This is a genomic window from Staphylococcus sp. GDB9P120P (assembly GCF_017893435.1).
Taxonomy (GTDB): Bacteria; Bacillota; Bacilli; order Staphylococcales; family Staphylococcaceae; genus Staphylococcus; species Staphylococcus cohnii.
This window is the reverse complement of sequence record NZ_JAESNB010000011.1, coordinates 89,256-108,363: the sequence shown is the minus strand read 5'-3', so window position 1 is coordinate 108,363 and position 19,108 is coordinate 89,256. Positions and strand designations below refer to the sequence as shown.

Genomic DNA, 19,108 nt, shown 5'->3' with positions numbered 1-19,108 from the left:
ATTCAGTTTTCAATGTTCATTGATGTGTTACAAGAATTAATTGTAACATTAAGTTTTTGTTAAGTCAATAATAAATTTTTGTTTGTTATTATTAAGTTTGTTTCGTTTGTTAACTCAACATTTAATATTGTATAACCATTCAATAATTTTAACAAGTGTCAAATTTACACTTTGTATTATTTTTTGGTTGGTTTGTTTTTTTAAGTCATCTTGTTTTGACGACTTTTATATAATATCAAGATTAATCTCACACGTCAATTCAATTCTAATAACTTTTTAGTTAAATTTTACCTTTGTAATAACTAATTATTTATTATATGTATTTATATGTTAAAACGTATAATAATATTTGTATTTTGTGTCTATTCCTTCTATACATTGTCAACAAATGTCATCTTATGTGTTTTTACTTTTATTAATCTATATTTATCTCTTAGTAATACAAAGTGCCGCATTTATAAAATGATTATAAATGCGGCACTTTGAATCTTAATAACTTTTATATTTGTTCAATTGTAATTACTGCTGTAATTTTTCTTTATCTTTACATTCTTTACATAGACCATAAATTTCCATACGATGATGCGTTACATCAAAATTCGTTACGTGTTGAGCTAATTGTTCAACTTCATCTAGTTGTGGATAATGAAAATCTACAATCTTTCCACAATTTTCACATATAACATGGTAATGATTATGTGTATTAAAATCGAAGCGACTTGAAGCATCTCCATAAGGCAATTCTTTAACGATGCCAATTCCTTTAAATACACGTAAATTATTATATATCGTTGCAACACTTATATTTGGAAAATCGGGTGAAAGTGCTTGATAAATCTCATCAGCAGTGGGATGTGTTTCAGAGACAATTAAAAACTTCAATATCGCCTGTCTTTGTGGGGTTATTCTTATCCCATTATCTCTTAAAGACGCAATCGAATCTTCTAATTGATGTTCAACTGTTTCCATCTCTGCACTCATGTCCCTCACCATCTTTCTATTTAATAATTATTATTACTTAATATTAATATAACTGTTGCATCATTGAATTGTCAATAAACAAAGACCATTTCAATCAATATCCTGTTTTTGGATCAACTTCATTCTCAATTAAAGCATTCTTATTGAGAAAATGGTTGAGATTGCGTTTAAATATCTCAGTTACTTCTTGTTTATTTTCTATACCATTACCTGTGATATGTGCTGTAATTGTAATGTTATTTATATCATATAATTGATTACTTGGTTTAAGTGGCTCATTTTCAAACACATCTAAATAAGCTTGTCGTATGATGTTTTCTCTCATAACATTTGCTATTACATTTTCCTCAACTATTGTTCCTCTTCCTACATTAATAAATAAAGCAGAGTCTTTCATCTCTTCAAAATGTTCTTTTTGAAGTAAATGTATCGTTTGTTGCGTTTCAGGTAACGTATTTACAACAATATCCGCTTCTTCCAATGCTTGTGATAAATGATTAATAGTATAGGTTTTTGAGAAGCCATCTACTGGGTGACCAGTTGTATTCACACCTTGTACAATCATGTCCATCGCGTTCGCAATAGTTGCTGTTTTTTGAGCTATGCTTCCTGTTCCTAAAAATAAAAGCTTTTCACCGCTCACTCTGTTACCAGTTAACTTTGAGTCATAAATTTTATTTGTTTGATTAATAAATGAAACCTTCATTTTCTTATAGTCATCTAATATAAAAGCCATAATAAATTCAGACATTTGTTTTGCATGAACACCACGGCCATTCGTCAACAATATATTATGATTATTGATATAATCTAAAGGAAGGTTATTCACACCGGTAGCATACCAAGCCAACCATTTTAAATTTGGACATTCCTTCAAGAAGTCTTCATCTAATTTACCATCATATCCAAACAGTATATCTAAATCTTTTTTATCATGGTCATTAATTTCAGAAACACCATGTGTAAATATAAAATTGACGTTTGGAAAAGCTTCAACTAAATCATTTTCCAACTCTCCCATTTTTTTTAAACTGACTGCCTTCATCTTTACTCACCCCAGTATTGCTTTTAATTCGTCCATTTGTGATTTTACTTTCACTTTTTCTATGACATCGATTATAATGCCCTCTTCATCTATAACGAACGTAGTTCTTACGATTCCCATAGTTTCTTTTCCAAAATTTTTCTTTAATTGGTATACACCCACTTCTGTGGATAATTGATAATCTTCATCGACCAATAAGTCAAAATTTAAATTATGCTTATTGCTAAAGTTTTGATGTTTTTTCTTTGTATCTCCGCTAATTCCGTAAACTTTTGTTTTAAGTTCATTAAAATATGATAAATTGTCTCTAAAATCACAGGCTTCTGTTGTGCATGTTGGCGTGTTATCTCTTGGATAAAAATAGAGCACTGCTTTATATCCTTTTAATGTGTCATTAGAAATAATATCACCGTTTTGGTTTTCAAGTTTAAATTCTGGAAATTGATCTCCTTTTTTCAACAAATAACTCACCCTATTTCTTTTTACTAATAATTATATGATACGATAATAAACGAAAATATTAAATAAAAGAGGTTGATATTAATGAAATTTACAGAAAGTGAAAGACTTCAAAATTACTCAAATGAATATATATTGGGAGGCGTTAACTCACCCTCTCGTTCGTATAAAGCTGTAGGTGGTGGCGCTCCAGTAATGATGAAATCAGGTCAAGGTGCTTATTTATTTGATGTAGATGGTAATAAATATATCGATTATTTACAAGCTTATGGCCCAATAATTACTGGTCATGCTCATCCTCATATAACTAAAGCTATTCAAGAACAAGCTGCACTTGGCGTATTATATGGAACGCCAACAGAGCTTGAAATAAATTTCGCTAAGAAATTACGTAGCGCTATCCCTTCATTAGAAAAGATTCGCTTCGTTAACTCTGGAACAGAAGCCGTAATGACAACAATACGAGTGGCACGTGCGTATACTAAAAGAAATAAGATAATTAAATTTTCTGGCCAATATCACGGTCACTCAGATTTAGTATTAGTTGCAGCTGGGAGTGGTCCTTCTCAATTAGGGTCACCTGACTCAGCCGGCGTTCCTCAAAGTGTAGCTCAAGAAGTCATCACGGTACCTTACAATGATATAGAGTCTTATAAAGAAGCAATTGATTATTGGGGAGATGATATTGCAGCAGTATTAGTCGAACCTATCGTTGGTAATTTTGGTATGGTCAAACCTAAATCTGGATTTTTAGAACAAGTAAATGAAATTACCCATAATAATGGAAGTTTAGTAATTTATGATGAGGTTATTACCGCATTTCGTTTCCATTTTGGCGGTGCCCAAGATTTATATCGAGTTTATCCAGATTTAACAGCTTTCGGTAAAATAGTAGGTGGCGGGCTACCTATTGGTGGTTATGGAGGCAAACAAGACATTATGGAACAAGTTGCTCCTCTAGGCCCTGCATATCAAGCTGGAACGATGGCTGGTAATCCATTATCTATGAAAGCAGGCATCGCATTATTAGAAGTATTGGAACAAGATGGTATCTACGAACATTTAGATAGCCTAGGTCAACAATTAGAAGATGGTTTGAATAAATTAATTCAAAAACATAATATAACTGCTACAGTCAATAGAGTTTATGGTGCATTAACACTTTATTTTACAAATGAAATTGTCACACATTATGATCAAGTTGAAAATTCAGATGGTGATGCTTTTGCACAATTCTTTAAACTCATGTTACATCAAGGCATTAATCTTGCTCCTTCAAAATTTGAAGCTTGGTTTTTAACAACTGAACATACTAAAGATGATATTGATAAAACATTAGAAGCTGTAGATTACGCTTTTAGTCAAATGAAATAAACTTGAATTTTATAGGGAATCGTTGTATAACAAGTATAAACATAATTTTATTAAATATATGAAGGAGCGGTACATTTGAAATTAGGAGCACGCATTCTGAAGACAGGTATAGCTATTATACTTGCTTTGTTTATCGCTTCTCTGTTCCCTGATGAAGCAGGATTAAAGGCAATCGCTGCTGTCAGTGCGGTAATCGCGATGCAACCAAGTGTTTTTCGTTCCATTAAAACAATTTCTGAAAGAGCAATTGGTAACCTGATCGGTGCAATACTCGCAGTAGTTATGGTTACTGTTTTTGGTAATAATCCAGTGATCATGGGGGTTACTGTTATATTATTAATTGCTATTTTATTCCGTTTTAACTTGGAGCATGTAGCTACACTTGCAAGTATAACTGCATTAATTATTATGGGAACACATACTGGTAACTTTTATATTTCTGCATTTTACAGATTTGTCCTTGTTATGGTAGGTGTAATTAGTTCTTCTGCAGTTAATCTTTTATTCTTACCCCCTAAATTCGAGTCTAAAATTTATTATAATTCATTAAACATTTGTTCAGATATCTTTGTATGGTTCAAACTTGTGTTAAATGATACATCTGAATATCATCATATAAAAGAAGATAGAGGACTAATCAGCAAACGAATTACGAAATTAGAGCAAATATTTGAATACTATGAGGAAGAACGACCTTGGACGAAAAAACAAATTTATGCACAAAATAGAAAAAAAATTCTATTTAAACAAGTCGTGCGTAGTACACGGCAAGCATACGATGTTTTAAAACGAATGAATCGTTATCAAAACGATCTTCATAATTTAAATAATGAGTTGTTACTTCAAATAAAATTAGAAATAGATTTGCTCATTGCTTATCACGAACAAATTTTCATCAGTATTTCAAAAAAAGCGCGATATGATATAAGTCATTTTGATAGTCAGATTGAAAACCCACAAAAAAAGGATTTAATGGATGCTTTCCAACGAGAAATCATTAAAGATCCATACCAAACAACATATTCGTTTACAAATATAATGCAGATTATTTCAGCTATTGAAGAATATCGTTATACTATAGAACATTTGGATCGCTTAGTTATCAGTTTCTTCTCATATCACTCTAATGATAGTGAAATTGAAATTGAAGAAGAAGATTTTGATTTATAAAACCATCAATATTTGAACTAAAAAGACCAGAGACAATATAAAATGTCTCTGGTCTTTTTAGATCTTTTATTCAATTTAAAATTATTCTTACACATTAACTGCACTTAAACAATCAAAATTTAGCAAATCGCTTTTATAGATTTTGAATGCTATAAAGATGTTCATAAGCACCTTTTTTTGCTAGTAATTCTTGATGTGTCCCGCTTTCTACTACCTCACCATTTTCTATAACAACAATCTTATCTGCATGAGTAATTGTAGATAATCTATGTGCCACAATTAACGTTGTACGATCTTTACTTAAAATATTTAATGCATCCTGAATTATAGATTCACTTTCTAAATCTAATGCACTTGTTGCTTCATCTAGTATAATTATCGGTGGATTATTTAAGAAAATCCGCGCGATAGATATGCGTTGTTTCTGACCTCCAGAAAGTTTGACGCCTCTTTCACCCACTTCTGTATCATATCCATCTGTTAATTCCATAATGAAATCATGTGCGTTTGCCATTTTTGCAGCTGCAATGACTTCTTCATCTGTTGCATCGGGTCTACCTAATAAAATATTTTCTTTAATTGTATCTGAGAATAGTACGTTATCTTGTTGGACTAATCCGATTTGATGTCTGAGACTACCCGTTAAATAGGATTTTATATTGGTACCATCAATTTTGATTTCGCCATCTGTAACATCATAAAATCTTGGTATAAGATTGATAAGTGTCGATTTACCTCCACCACTCATACCGACAAATGCTACTGTTTCTCCTTGTTCGATATCCAAATTAATATGGTTTAATATCGTAGATTCATCAGCATTATATTGAAAACTCACATTATTTATTTCAATACGTCCTTCCTTAATTTCTAATGGTAAGGCACCTTTTTTATTTTTAATATCATAACCTTCATCCATTAGCTGGAACACACGGTCCATTGATGCAAAACTTTGAGTTAACGTAGTAAATGAAGAAACCAATCTACGTAATGGACCAAATAATTGTTCAAGATAACCCACGAATGCAGCGAGTGTACCTACTGTAATGGAACCGTTGATAGCTAATACTGCACCAGAACCTATTACAATTAAAGGGCCTAAATCCGTCACTGTATTAATTGCAGAAAACGAATAAGCATTCCATCTTGTATGTGTAAATGCACGTTGTAAGAAATTACTATTATGCTTATCAAAGTTAACCGCTTCGTTATCTTCTATCGCAAAACTTTTAATGACTGACATGCCCTGTACTCGTTCATGTAAAAAACCTTGAACTTCAGCCAAAGCTTGTGATCTTTTTCGTGTTAAATTTCTTAAACGTCCAAAGAAGAAATAGACAGTCAGAATATAAACTGGGAATACAATAATTGCAGCCAGTGTTAATTTCACATCTAATACAAACATAATTGATAAGGCTATGATGATTGTTATACAATCAAGCCAAATATTCATAAGTCCTGTTAAAATGAAATCTTTTGTCTGTTCAACATCATTAATTACTCTTGAAATAACTTGCCCAGCTTGGTTATTAGCATAAAATCTTGCACTTAGTGCTTGTAAATGATTATATAGACGTTTACGAATATCATATAATATTTTATTACTTGTCCACTGAGCTAAATATTGTCTTAAAAATTCTATAGGTGGTCTTACGATTACAAAAATAAATAAGGCTATTCCTAACGCAATTCCCAATCTAGTAAATTTTTCTTCTACCGAAATTGCACCATTATTGATAATGTCATCAATAACGTATTTAATTAATAACGGAATGAGCATTGGAATACCAAATTTTAATATACCTACAAGAATTGTGGCAATGATCCGCCATTTATATGGTTTTACGAATTGTATATATCTGCGAATCATACAAACTATACCTCCTTGCTTATTTCAGCAAATGAAACAGCCTTCGCTGAAATTCAACGAGGCTGTTAATACAATTATCTACAATCAGATGATTTAGTTAAGCATTTGCTATGAATTTTTATTCTATACAATTAACTTGTATCATATATACCTACATAACTATATCGAATATAACTATCAAATACATTAAATATGCTTAATAATCTCTAATTTTTTTGAATCTTTCACGCCAAACTTTAATAAAGTCTGGTGCAAATGGACCTTTTTTCTGTTCAATCCATTGTTGAAGAATATCTACATTTCTTCGTAAAATCACATCAATATCAGATGAATAATTCATTTGGCGCATATGTTGCTCATATTCGTCCTCATCTAATAAATGATATTTACCATTGGGATAAACTTTAATATCTAAATCGTAATCTATATATTTTAGAGCTTCCTCATCACATACAAATGGTGAAGATAAATTACAATAATAATAAACACCATCTTCTCTAAACATACAAATAACATTAAACCAATATTCGGAATGGAAGTATACAATTGCAGGTTCTCTTGTAATCCATGTGCGATTATCACTTTCTGTTACCAATGTATGGTCATTACCACCAATGACAACATGATCCGTACCTTTTAAAATAGTTGTTTCAGACCAAACACGGTGTATATTTCCATCGTGTTTATAACTTTGAATTTTTATCGTCTGACCCTCTTTAGGTATGGACTCTTTAACCATGCTCCACACCACCTTTTCTGATTTCACATATTGAATTATAACATAATTAACGATGACAGAACGACCTTAAATATTTGTTAGCAAAAAATTATATATTTTTGACATACTTACTGGGAAGTTATATTCATCTTTATCATTAACACGCATCCACACCATGTTGTCGGTTAATGTAATATCTTGTTGTCTAACGTAACTTTGAGATAAATACACATCAATATCCCAAGTTAAATGTGTGAATTGATGTTTTAATGAATAAACAGGTTTAGTTTGAAATTGAATTTCTGTAGATAACTGTGTATTAATATTTTCATTACTTTCCGCTTCATACATAGGAAATTCCCACATATTATTCAAAAGTTTTTGAGTTCTTTTTTCAATTAATAAATCGCCATTTTCGTTACTCACGATATATACATTTTGTTTGATATGTTTTTTCTTCACTTTCGTAGTTTTTACAGGTAACTGTTCAACTGTTCCTTGTTCAAAAGCTTCACAATGTTCTTGGACAGGACAAAACATACATAACGCGTTTTTAGGTGTACAAATTAATGCACCTAGTTCCATCATAGCTTGGTTAAAAGTACCTGAATCTTCTTGTACATAAATTTCCAATTCTTTTTCAAATGCTTTTCTTGTGGTTTGTAATTTGGTATCACGATGATCATTGTTTAATCTTGACCAAACTCTAAACACGTTACCATCTACTGTTGCTAACGGAAGATTGAAAGCAATACTCATGACTGCTGCTTGCGTATATGGACCCACACCTTTAAGTTCTCCAAAGCGCTCAGGGTCATTGGGGACTTCACCATTATAATTCATTGCTACATCTTTTATCGCAGTATGAAAGTTACGTGCACGACTATAATAACCAAGCCCTTCCCAATATTTAAGCACTTCATCTTCATGTGCATTACTTAAATCCGTTATTGTTGGAAACCTATTTACAAATTTATGATAATAATCGATAACTGTCTTCACTTGGGTTTGTTGTAACATTACTTCACTCAACCAAATATAGTATGGATTTTTAGTTTCTCTCCAAGGCATTTGTCTCTGATTTTTCTCAAACCATTTTACGAGATTATTTTTAAATTGCGATTCATTATACATGTTATACATCTCTTTCTCTATGTGATTCTAAAACTTTTTTTCTTCATTTTAGTATGTTAATTTTATTATTTAGTATATTAGATTATAATAGAAATAATATTGAAATGAAATGAGAGGATACTTATGGATACAGGTACGCATATTGTCATGGGTATTGGATTAACCGCTTTGGCAACACAAGATCCTGCAATGACTGGCTCATTTGCAGCAACAGCAACTACTCTAATCATTGGTTCACTGATACCAGATGGTGATACAGTTTTAAAACTTAAAGATAATGCTACTTATATATCAAATCATAGAGGTATAACACATTCAATACCTTTTACGATTTTGTGGCCATTACTTATAACTTTATTTATTTTTACATTTTTCAAAAATATTGATGCTAGCCATATCTGGTTATGGGCTCAGCTTGCAGTTTTTCTTCATGTCTTTGTAGATATATTTAATTCTTATGGAACTCAGGCGCTCAGACCCATCACAAATAAATGGATTCAACTCAGTGTAATCAATACGTTTGATCCAATCATATTCATCCTTTGGTGTGTCGGCATTATACTTTGGATATTGGGCTTACATCCTTACATTTCATTCTTTCCTATTTTTGCTATTCTTGTTGTTTATTATATTATTCGTTTTAGAATGCAAGCCATCATTAAACAACAAGCGCTTAAACAGATAAAGCAAGAACATAATCCTGTTAAAGTTTTTGTTGCGCCTACCATACGATTTATGGAATGGCGCGTAGCTATTCAAACAGAAAATCACGATTATGTTGGACGAAGTTATGGTAGAAACATCGTTTTCAGTGATAAATCAGAACGTCATTCTTTTCCTAGTAATGATTTAATGCAGTTTGTTGAAGATGATAAAAATATTAAAACTTTCCTTAACTTCTCATCTATTTATCGTTGGCAAGCTAGAAAATTAGATGATGATACGACAGAAATTAGATTGATTGATTTACGCTATCTCAAGAATGGACACTATTCATTTGTAGCAATCGCACATTTAGATGAGTTTATGAATATTGATCATTCTTATATTGGTTGGGTGTTTAGTGAAGATAAACTACAAAGAAAATTATTTGCTAAATGATATTTTATTGATAATAACAAAGGCTGGGACACATGATTGTGTCTCAGCCTTTAATATTATATTGAAGATACATAATTAAAATATAATATCACTATTTATGATTTGTGTTTGTATCTTGAGCAGTTACGTTTTCGTTATGATTTGTCTCGTTTTTTAATTTAGTATCAGACGTTTTTTCTACTTGGCCATTTCTAAATCTGAATTTTTGATACGCAGTCATTCGATACATAGCAAATATAACTGCACAAACTGTAGCCATTAAAAATATAAAATATAAATGGTACGGTATATTATTTAAACTTAATGCGCCTAAAACAACTGACTGTGAAATTCCCTCTATAAGATAAAACAACGGATTTAACATTAAAATATGTGAAATTACAGTTGAATTACTGGACGGGATAAACACAATCGGTACGATAAAGAACATGATTACTGATAATATATAAAATATGATATTTACATTATTTTTGGTAATAGTCAGTAAACCAAATACCGTAGAGATAGTTACAACAAAAATAATTGACATAACGACAAAATATATTGTCGATGGGATAGAACTTTCTATGTTAACTGGTGTCATTATGATAATCATCATTAATGCAATAAACATCAATAAATTAGAAATAATAGCTATCATAATAGTTTGGAAAATGGGATTTAAATTAAAAACTTTCGCAGTAAAATACTCTTTTTTAAACAATTGATAACTTTGATAAATAGCTACCCAAATAAATGAAAAACTTATTAATGCTGCTAACCTAAAATAGCCACGTGCTTGTTTTATTTCTTCTGTACCATTCACATTAAATATAAACATTAACAAACATAATAATAGGATGCTACTAATAAATGGTATAACAAACCATTTCCATTGCCCCTTTAACCGATGATACAAATGTTTACTTAAAAATGGTGCATTCTTATAAAAATTAATTAGATTATCTATCATTTACTACACCTACAATTCAATATATATCCATTTATCATTTTTAAAATCTGCCATGAAATAACCATCACCTGATTTAGTAATCCAGAAGTTATTATCAATATTAAATTTATCTTTTAACTTCGCTTTATCTTTCATCGGAATTGTAAATCCAGAGAGTTTATTTTGATCATTAAATATCATAGCAATCGGTTGTTGAACGATAGGAACAATAAAACGATCATTTTTCCCTTCTTCTGGAACTAGCGAATCAGTCACAGTACCATGTTTTTTATGTAAGTGACTATTAAAAAATTCGTAATAATTACTGTAATTTTTACTCATAAATGGCGCGAGTGTATCACCACTATGTTCTTCAAATAAACCAGCTGGATCAAAATAACGTATATCTTTTTTACCAACTTTATAAGACTGATTATCGACACTAACGCGATAATTTTTAGTATTTTCACCTGTTATTGTAAGCAAAGCATATTTGCTTGGACTTAAATCTTTACCATTCTTAAAATTATCTAATTTAACTGAATCATCTAATACAATTCCGTATGATAGTTTATCTTCATAAGGATTTTTTGGTTGATTCTGAATAGAAGCCTGATCCTCGTTTTGTCCAATTTCAATTTTTCCAATATCATTAAACATTAGTACCGCTGTTAAAACCATCCCTAAGATACAAATAGTAATAAATGTCCAGAACCTGACTAATACAATCGGGGGTTTGACGTGATTATACCTTTCAATACGTTTGAAATTATATGTTAATTCTGGCGTACGTGCTCTGCTCTTTTTCCAATCCAAATCAAAGTTTTGTTTTTCTTCTTTACTTTCTAAAGATACTCTATCTTTCTCATGATCATTAAAGACAGGAATGACTTGGTTAATAGAACCTTCCATTCTAAGTTGGCCATGCGAAACCCATGCTATATAATTACTTGCTTTACTAACTCTTTCAACATTGTCATCTATCATAACAACAGTTAAATTATTATTTATGTATTCGTCTGATAGTTCAATTGCTTTTTCAAAATATTCCTCTGTTAAATTTTGCAGTATTTTATTAAAAATGATAATACTTGCTTTAGATGTTCTGGCAAGTGAAAAAAGTATACGTGCATATGTTTCATCTGATAATTCACATATAGGAGTATCACTTTGTTCTTCGACATGTGCATATTTTAAGATTTGTTCGACTTTATGCGTATTTACTTTGTATGGGAATAGCGTAACTGCATTTGATATGTAATCATTAACTGATATATTTTGTGAATATTTATCGTCTATATCTGCATAAAACAAATCTGTTTTACGCACAATTCTACCCTTATCAGGTTTGATTTCACCACTTAAAATCCGACCTACAAGAGATTTTGAAGACTCAGGTTCACCGATAATTCCAAGTGATTCACCTTGATAGATATGTAGATTAATATTATTTAACTCTATGTTATCTGCACCATAACCAAAAGGTTGATACCACTTTTTTGATTTTTTATTTCTATAGTAATGTGTTACATTAAGTAACTTTAAAATAATTGAACTACCCATGCTATCTTCATCCTTCTACAGTTTTAATAATGCTAAGGGTAAACCTTCTTCTGGCTCTGAACTATTGATTCTGAATCCCCACGCAAATATTCCTTTAAGTCGCTCTACTTTAAAATAACTTCCAGTACCATCATTTAATTTATAAATTTTTCCAAGTTCTACTTCATTTCTATCTACTAAATAACTTTCCGCTATGATTGCTTTACTTGCATATACGTCATACTCATTATAAATGCCATTCATTTCTGCTTTGCGCATTTGTTCTTTATATCCTTGAATTTCATGACGTAATTCTATTTCGCTCATTTCACTCAATTTCTTCTGTTCCATCTTCAATACCACTCTCTTCTAGTTTAGCTTTTATTTTATCATATTGATAACCTTTTCTCATAAGTGTTTCAATTGTTTTATTGACCAATTTTCTACCTGTATATTTTTTTGAAGTTTTAATATACGCTTTTTCTAAATCATCTTGTAATAACATATCTAATGTTTCTTCTGATTGTGAAAAATCTAACTCTTCCATAACGATATTAATCGTTTCAAATGTGTAACCTTTTTGCATTAAAGATTGTTTCAGCTTTTCTTTACGCTTTATTTGTGGTCCCTTTTTTTGTTTCAATATTTTATTTGCTAATTTTATGACCTTATCTAAAGGTTGCTCATCATCATATAAAAGCGCATATTCGTCAATGATATTTTGTTCTATACCAGCTTCACGTAGTTTTTGTTTGAAAATTTCAGGCCCTTTATCTGTAGTTAAAATCATCGTATTTTTTAAACTATTAGCATAATCTTTATGATCTATTAAATTTTGTTTATGGCAATAATCTAATACATTTGCAATAACACTTTCTGAAATATCTTTTTTTGCCAGATGTTGTGATACTTCGTGATCAGTTCTTTTTCTGTATGATAAATATTGAATCGCTATATTAATTGCTTGTCTATATTGCTCATAATTTTGAATTTTTTCCATATCTGATGCTTCAACGATTTGTCCTTTTTTAAGGTTGAAATATACAAAAGTATCAATATCAATACCCATCTCAAATTCATCATCTAAATATAGATTAAAACGGTCTTTATTATTTTTTTGAACTTCTATTTTTGTGATTTTCGACATTATCTTCACTCCACTTATAAGAATAACTTATATTGATTATGAATGGAATTATAGTGATTTTTATTTGCAAACTACAACTTCACTATGATTATGTACAAATTATAACATGGTTTGTAGTATAATCCTTTCACGAAATAGCATACCTAATCTGCATATATCGATATATTTTATAGTGCTTTACATATTTAAAAATTCTCCTAACCTCAATTGCAGTTAACATATATTGTATCTTTTAAAATTTTTAATGATATTAAAAACTCCCTCCAAGTAATCATTTTTCACATGACTTCTTGGAAAGGAGTTTGTCATTGGCGACTCATTTTATACAACTATTGATACTTAGTGATATAACTTTAATCATACACCTAATTCTAATAATGCATTTTTGTATTGCTCATCTGTAATAAATTCTTGTTGTTTCATTTTTTCTAAATCAATTTTTACTCGATTTATAAAATTATCGGACATATCATCGATATTATAAACACTAGGTGCATTAATTTTACTTGCTAAAATCGCACTTTGCAAAACTGAAATTTGTGGTAACTCCTGATTATTTTTATCTGTCGTCACCCCGAAGTAATAATTTGCAGCTGATTCTACTGAGTAATTATCACTACCGTAATAAATGTTATTCATATAAAAACTGAGTATTTCATCTTTACTATATGATTTTTCAACACGATGAGCTACAAATAATTCCTTAACTTTACGCGTGATTGATTGTTCGTTATCATAAAAATAATTTTTCACTACCTGCTGTGTGATTGTACTTCCACCTTGTACACTTTTATCACTTAATGTTGAAAATAGTGCTCGTGATGTTCCCTTTATATCAAATCCATGATGCTTATAATAACGCTCATCTTCCATAGCTATAAATGCACCTTTAGTATAATCTGGCATGTTTGACACAGATACAAACGATTCTTTATTTTCTATTTTTTTTAATTCATCAACATCTGCACGAGTACTCAAAGCATACATTATAGCAATAAATATACCTAAAACAATTATAATTGGAATAAGTAGTTTAAAGAAAAGCCCTTTTCCTTTTTTACGTTTTTGTGATTTTGTTACTGGTTGAAAATAAGTATTATATTGAGGTTCGTTTACAGTATCGGTTTGAGATTTTTTAGTTGTTTGCTTATAACGATCGCTTCTTTTCATGCGGTAGCTCCTTTATATTGCTCTCATATCATTATAAGTGAGTTTATCAATAGTTGGAATTTTTATCTATAGTAAATCATAAAAATCAGTCCAAGGGTGTATATGTATCTCCTATCAAGGCATTATAATAAGCGATTTAACCAAATCTATTTCCAAATCTCGCTTTAAATTTTAAAATTTCTATAACAAGCAAAAAGAAGTTGCCTCTATTTTATAATGAACCACTTTTGTATCATAAAAGTAAATTCATCAAAAATAGAGACAACCTCTTTTTTTAAAATATCAATGATTCAATTAGCGTTTAATTCCTTAAGCGTTTAATTGATCTACAATTGCTTTATTAAAGTCATCTAAATCATCAGGTGTACGACTAGTTACAATATTATTATCAACGACTACTGATTCATCAACTACTTGTGCACCTGCATTCGCTAAATCTTTACGAACATTTAATACTGCAGTTAATGTTCTACCTGCTAAGTCATCAGTATCTATTAAAATTTGTGGTCCATGGCAAATTGCAAACGTTGGAACATCATTTTTGGTAAAGTATTTAGCAAATGTACCGTATCTGCCTTCAGAATCACCACGTAGATGATCAGGTGAGAAACCACCTGGAATTAATAATCCATCATAATCTTCTGGTTTTGCATCAGCAATACTTACGTCCACAGAAACTTTTTCACCATGTTTCCCAACAACTTCACTATTGGCTTCATCACCAATAACAACAGTTTCGTGTCCAGCTTCTTCAATTGCTTCTTTAGGACTTGTTAATTCTACATCTTCAAATTCATTAGTTACAATAATTGCTACTTTTTTAGCCATGAATTATCACCTTTCCATATTTATGTTATATACTCTGTATAGACGAAACTAGCGTTTTTTAAACATAAAAAATTTTAATACCCCGAAATTTAATCTGATGATTTCGAAACTGATTTAACTTTTTCTTCTAATTGATCTAATAAACCAATCCATTCATCTATGTCTTCTACTTTAACTTCGTTAGGGTTTACATGATCGATATCATTCATAAATTTTTCTAGTCTCTTTTTTATTTGATCTATTGTTTGATTGTCATCCATTGTATTAGTAACTCCTTTTTTTCAGATATTATTATACTAACATGGATTTGACAAATTTTGCCAAAGTCTTAATAATTATAAACTGAAATAATTTAACTAAATTAGAATAATTTCAATATGTTTAACCATTTCATATATTTAAACCTAAACCAAGCTTTAATAAAAGGATGTTTAAAATGACATATCAAAAATCTTTATTGTCTAGTATTAAAAAACCTATTTCTATATTTAATGATCCATGGGAAACCTATAATGATATTCAAGAACATAATGCATTAACTTTGAGTAACATTGAATTCACCACGACAAATCTATGCAATATGCGCTGTAGTCATTGCGCGGTAGGATACACTCTTCAAACTGCAGACCCTTCCCCTTTGCCAATGGACTTAATTTATCGCCGTTTGGATGAAATCCCAAATTTAAAAACGATGTCCATCACTGGTGGTGAACCTATGTTTTCAAAGAAATCCATTAAAAATGTTGTGAAACCACTATTGAAATACGCATATGATCGCGGAATTTATGTTCAAATGAATTCAAACTTAACGTTACCTATCGACAGATATTTAGATATTGCTGAATATATTGATGTAATGCATATTTCACATAATTGGGGAACAATTGATGAATTTACAGAAGTTGGATTTGGAGCAATGGAAAAACAACCACCACTGAAAGCGAAATTACGACTTTATGATCAAATGTTATCAAACGCTCGAACACTTTCTGAACAAGGTATGTTCATTTCTGCTGAAACAATGTTAAACAAAAGTACAAGGCCCTATTTGAATAAAATACATAATGAAATTGTTAATGATATGAAATGTCAAAGACATGAAATTCATCCGATGTATCCTTCTGACTTTGCTAGTCAATTAGAAGTGCTATCATTAACTGAAATAAAAGAAGCAATTCATCATTTATTAGATATTCGACACCCAGATATATGGATGCTTTTTGGAACATTGCCTATTTACCCATGTATAACCAATGAAGATTATCAAGCATTGTTACATAGATTAAGAAATTCCAAAAATATTACGATGCGAAATGACCCAGATGGTAGAAATAGGTTAAACGTGAATGTGTTTTCTGGAAACATTATAGTGACTGATTTTGGTGATGAAAATGGCGCTTTATCAAATATTAAAAATGATAAACTCACGGATGTTTTTAATGCATGGTTAAAGACACCTTTAGCACAATCACTTAACTGCCATTGTCCTAAATTTAATTGCTTAGGACCAAATGTTCTAGTAAAAAATATGTATTACCCTGATACAAATTTCAAACAAAATGAAATAGATATGCATCGCTTGTATCCTATGCATTAATCGTATCTACTGAGCTTAAAGTTTCAATTAACAAGGGAATGTCTATTTTTCGAATATGATGAATATCCATAATCAAAACCAGGATTTCAATCACCATATTCGGAATAGACATTCCCTAACTTTATTCTATATGTTGCACACTGGCTAAAAACTCAATTGTTTCTTTACTTTCTTGTCTTCTTTCTTTACGGCGTTTAACCCTCGCTAATGCTGTTTCGTGAAACCAGTTTTCAGTTTTTGTTTCTGGATACACTTGTGGCACATGTGTTGGCTTGCCATCATTATCCAGGGCAACAAATGTCAAAAAACTTAGTGCTGCTAGGTGCCTTTCATCTTTCAAAACATCCTCAATTGTAATTTGTACGCATACTTCCATTGATGATGTACCTGCATATGACACCATTGCTTCATATGACACTATATCCCCGGTTTTGATTGGCTTTAAAAAATCAACAGAATCTGTAGATGCTGTAACAACTTGTGTGTTACTATGCTTCATTGCTGTAATAGCTGCTATTTCATCAATGTTAGCCATCAACATTCCGCCGAACATCGTATGATGATGATTAGTATCTTGTGGAAATACTTGTCTTGCTTTAACACTTCTAGATTCAGACATCGATTTCATTTTTGTAGTTCCCATAATATATTCCTTCCCTTTTTTAAACTTAAACAAATATAAATTAGGAGTGGGACAGAAATCTAATTTTATTAAAAAGATTTCGTCGTCCCACCCCGATAATGATGACTATAGTTGAAATAAGTATATCATGATCAAATTTTTCTACATTTTCAAATGATTAGTTAGCCCAATTACCATTTTCAAAAATCAGTTCTTGCTCACCACTTGTAGTGATACCATAAATCGTTAAATCAGAACTACCAATCATAAAGTCGACATGAATCAGTGAATCATTTAATCCATGTGCTAATTTTTCTTCAGTGGTCATTGTTGTGCCACCCTCAATATTAAATCCATAAGCTGAACCTAATGCAATATGACATGAGGCATTTTCATCAAATAAAGTGTTGTAAAAAATTGTGTTACGATTTGAAATTGGTGAATCATCTGGTACTAAAGCAACCTCACCTAAATGTTTGGCACCTTCGTCTGTATTTAATAAATCACGTAGCACTTCTTCACCTTGTTCAGCTTTAAAATCTACTACCTCACCATCTTTAAACGTAAGTGTAAAACCATCAATAATATTACCGTTATGGCTTAATGGTAATTTATTGGTCACATATCCATTCACTTTCAAACGATGCGGTGCTGTGAATACTTCTTCTGTTGGGATATTAGCAACAAATGCTTGACCTTCATCTGTATAACTTGTTGCATCTTCCCAAATATGACCTTCTGGAAGACCAATTTCCAAATTAGTTCCTTCAGAGATATAATGTAATGACTTATAGTTTTTACGTTGTAGTTTATCTGCATGCTTACTTAAATTAGCAATATGCTTTTCCCAATTTGCCACTGGATCGTTTCCGTCTACACGTACAATATCTAGCACTTCATCAATAAATTTTTCATATGCTTCTTCTACAGTTAATTCTGGATATACACGTGCTGCCCAAGCTTTAGACGGAAAGGCAGCTACACACCAAGGAAATTGATTTTTCTGACTTGCTTCCATATAACCTTTATATGCTGTAGCGTATTGTCTTTGGAAAGTGGCTAATTTATCACTTTCTATACCATTTAATAGGTCTGGATCCTGAGTAATTAGTGCGAGATTAGCTGCACCACGGTTAGCATAATCCATACGTTTAGCAACTTCGTAAGCTTTAACTTCATTATTTTCAAAATGATCAACTGTTTCATTTTCAAATTTAAGTCGTGCTAAGCGATCATCACTATACTCTACTTTCACATCTGAAGCACCTCTTTTATATGCTGCTTCAACTATGTAATGCGTTAATTCTAAAGCATCTACGCTTGAACGGATAAATACTGGTTGACCTTCTTGTACGTTCATGCCAATGCCAGCTAATAATTCAGCGTACTGTTTCAATTTATGTTGTAATTGCCCCATAA

At 30.9% G+C, this 19,108-nt stretch carries 19 protein-coding genes; 4 read left to right on the top strand and 15 right to left on the bottom strand.

Translation table 11 applies throughout. The annotated features are described in order from the left end of the window. Window positions 1-519: 519 nt before the first annotated feature. The 3 genes from perR to KA856_RS12830 form a co-directional block, all read right to left on the bottom strand. Entirely contained in the window at window positions 520-981 is a 462-nt protein-coding gene (gene perR / locus KA856_RS12840) for a peroxide-responsive transcriptional repressor PerR (protein WP_019469639.1), read from the bottom strand. 94 nt (window positions 982-1,075) lie between these two features. Next, window positions 1,076-2,026 carry an NAD(P)-dependent oxidoreductase gene (locus KA856_RS12835; RefSeq protein ID WP_210138753.1) on the bottom strand — a complete coding sequence of 317 codons (951 nt, stop codon included), beginning with the start codon at window positions 2,024-2,026 and terminating at the stop codon, window positions 1,076-1,078. A gap of 6 nt (window positions 2,027-2,032) precedes the next feature. Beyond that, entirely contained in the window at window positions 2,033-2,488 is a 456-nt protein-coding gene (locus KA856_RS12830) for a peroxiredoxin (RefSeq protein ID WP_064264313.1), read from the bottom strand. 81 nt (window positions 2,489-2,569) lie between these two features. On the opposite strand from KA856_RS12830, the gene KA856_RS12825 reads away from it, so the two are divergent. Together KA856_RS12825 and KA856_RS12820 are read left to right on the top strand one after the other, a co-directional pair. Next, complete coding sequence (locus KA856_RS12825; RefSeq protein WP_107384525.1) at window positions 2,570-3,859, top strand: glutamate-1-semialdehyde 2,1-aminomutase; 1,290 nt, start codon at window positions 2,570-2,572, stop codon at window positions 3,857-3,859. A 75-nt stretch (window positions 3,860-3,934) separates the two neighbouring features. Beyond that, complete coding sequence (locus KA856_RS12820) at window positions 3,935-5,029, top strand: FUSC family protein (protein ID WP_064264309.1); 1,095 nt, start codon at window positions 3,935-3,937, stop codon at window positions 5,027-5,029. A gap of 133 nt (window positions 5,030-5,162) precedes the next feature. On the opposite strand, the gene KA856_RS12815 is transcribed toward KA856_RS12820, so the two are convergent. The 3 genes from KA856_RS12815 to mutY form a co-directional block, all read right to left on the bottom strand. Beyond that, a complete protein-coding gene (locus tag KA856_RS12815) occupies window positions 5,163-6,899 on the bottom strand; it encodes an ABC transporter ATP-binding protein (protein WP_064264307.1) in 1,737 nt (578 codons plus the stop codon). 196 nt (window positions 6,900-7,095) lie between these two features. Beyond that, the gene (gene ntdP / locus KA856_RS12810) at window positions 7,096-7,638 is read right to left on the bottom strand and encodes a nucleoside tri-diphosphate phosphatase (protein WP_019469633.1); all 543 of its coding nucleotides are present in this window, start codon (window positions 7,636-7,638) and stop codon (window positions 7,096-7,098) included. A 66-nt stretch (window positions 7,639-7,704) separates the two neighbouring features. Then, window positions 7,705-8,751: an A/G-specific adenine glycosylase gene (mutY, locus tag KA856_RS12805; RefSeq protein WP_107384526.1), complete on the bottom strand. Its 1,047-nt coding sequence runs from the start codon at window positions 8,749-8,751 to the stop codon at window positions 7,705-7,707. Window positions 8,752-8,874: 123 nt separating this feature from the next. Here mutY and KA856_RS12800 point away from each other — a divergent pair, with 123 nt between their 5' ends. Beyond that, window positions 8,875-9,852: a metal-dependent hydrolase gene (locus tag KA856_RS12800; protein ID WP_107384527.1), complete on the top strand. Its 978-nt coding sequence runs from the start codon at window positions 8,875-8,877 to the stop codon at window positions 9,850-9,852. Window positions 9,853-9,943: 91 nt separating this feature from the next. Here KA856_RS12800 and KA856_RS12795 read toward each other — a convergent pair whose 3' ends face one another. The 7 genes from KA856_RS12795 to KA856_RS12765 form a co-directional block, all read right to left on the bottom strand. Further along, a complete protein-coding gene (locus tag KA856_RS12795; RefSeq protein WP_064264301.1) occupies window positions 9,944-10,804 on the bottom strand; it encodes a hypothetical protein in 861 nt (286 codons plus the stop codon). 9 nt (window positions 10,805-10,813) lie between these two features. Beyond that, entirely contained in the window at window positions 10,814-12,346 is a 1,533-nt protein-coding gene (locus KA856_RS12790) for an ATP-binding cassette domain-containing protein (protein WP_107384528.1), read from the bottom strand. A 15-nt stretch (window positions 12,347-12,361) separates the two neighbouring features. Further along, the gene (locus KA856_RS12785; protein ID WP_064264297.1) at window positions 12,362-12,676 is read right to left on the bottom strand and encodes a YfhH family protein; all 315 of its coding nucleotides are present in this window, start codon (window positions 12,674-12,676) and stop codon (window positions 12,362-12,364) included. After that, entirely contained in the window at window positions 12,654-13,472 is an 819-nt protein-coding gene (gene recX, locus KA856_RS12780) for a recombination regulator RecX (protein ID WP_107386310.1), read from the bottom strand. Before recX ends, KA856_RS12785 begins: the two co-directional genes overlap by 23 nt. Window positions 13,473-13,829: 357 nt before the next feature. Then, complete coding sequence (gene sgtB / locus KA856_RS12775) at window positions 13,830-14,642, bottom strand: monofunctional peptidoglycan glycosyltransferase SgtB (protein ID WP_064264292.1); 813 nt, start codon at window positions 14,640-14,642, stop codon at window positions 13,830-13,832. A 309-nt stretch (window positions 14,643-14,951) separates the two neighbouring features. After that, window positions 14,952-15,470 carry a type 1 glutamine amidotransferase domain-containing protein gene (locus tag KA856_RS12770; protein WP_107384530.1) on the bottom strand — a complete coding sequence of 173 codons (519 nt, stop codon included), beginning with the start codon at window positions 15,468-15,470 and terminating at the stop codon, window positions 14,952-14,954. An 89-nt stretch (window positions 15,471-15,559) separates the two neighbouring features. Then, window positions 15,560-15,730 (bottom strand): SE1561 family protein, encoded by a 171-nt coding sequence (locus KA856_RS12765; protein ID WP_019469624.1) that lies wholly within the window; start codon window positions 15,728-15,730, stop codon window positions 15,560-15,562. A 176-nt stretch (window positions 15,731-15,906) separates the two neighbouring features. On the opposite strand from KA856_RS12765, the gene yfkAB reads away from it, so the two are divergent. Further along, window positions 15,907-17,067 (top strand): radical SAM/CxCxxxxC motif protein YfkAB, encoded by a 1,161-nt coding sequence (gene yfkAB / locus KA856_RS12760; RefSeq protein ID WP_107384532.1) that lies wholly within the window; start codon window positions 15,907-15,909, stop codon window positions 17,065-17,067. Window positions 17,068-17,188: 121 nt separating this feature from the next. Here the strand turns inward: yfkAB and KA856_RS12755 are convergent, their stop codons facing one another. Both KA856_RS12755 and KA856_RS12750 read right to left on the bottom strand, forming a co-directional pair. Next, window positions 17,189-17,710, bottom strand: coding sequence for an acyl-CoA thioesterase (locus tag KA856_RS12755; protein WP_064264286.1), 522 nt, complete (start codon window positions 17,708-17,710; stop codon window positions 17,189-17,191). A 157-nt stretch (window positions 17,711-17,867) separates the two neighbouring features. Beyond that, on the bottom strand, window positions 17,868-19,106 hold the full coding sequence (locus KA856_RS12750) for an aminopeptidase (RefSeq protein WP_107384533.1): 1,239 nt from the start codon (window positions 19,104-19,106) through the stop codon (window positions 17,868-17,870). Window positions 19,107-19,108 lie beyond the last annotated feature (2 nt).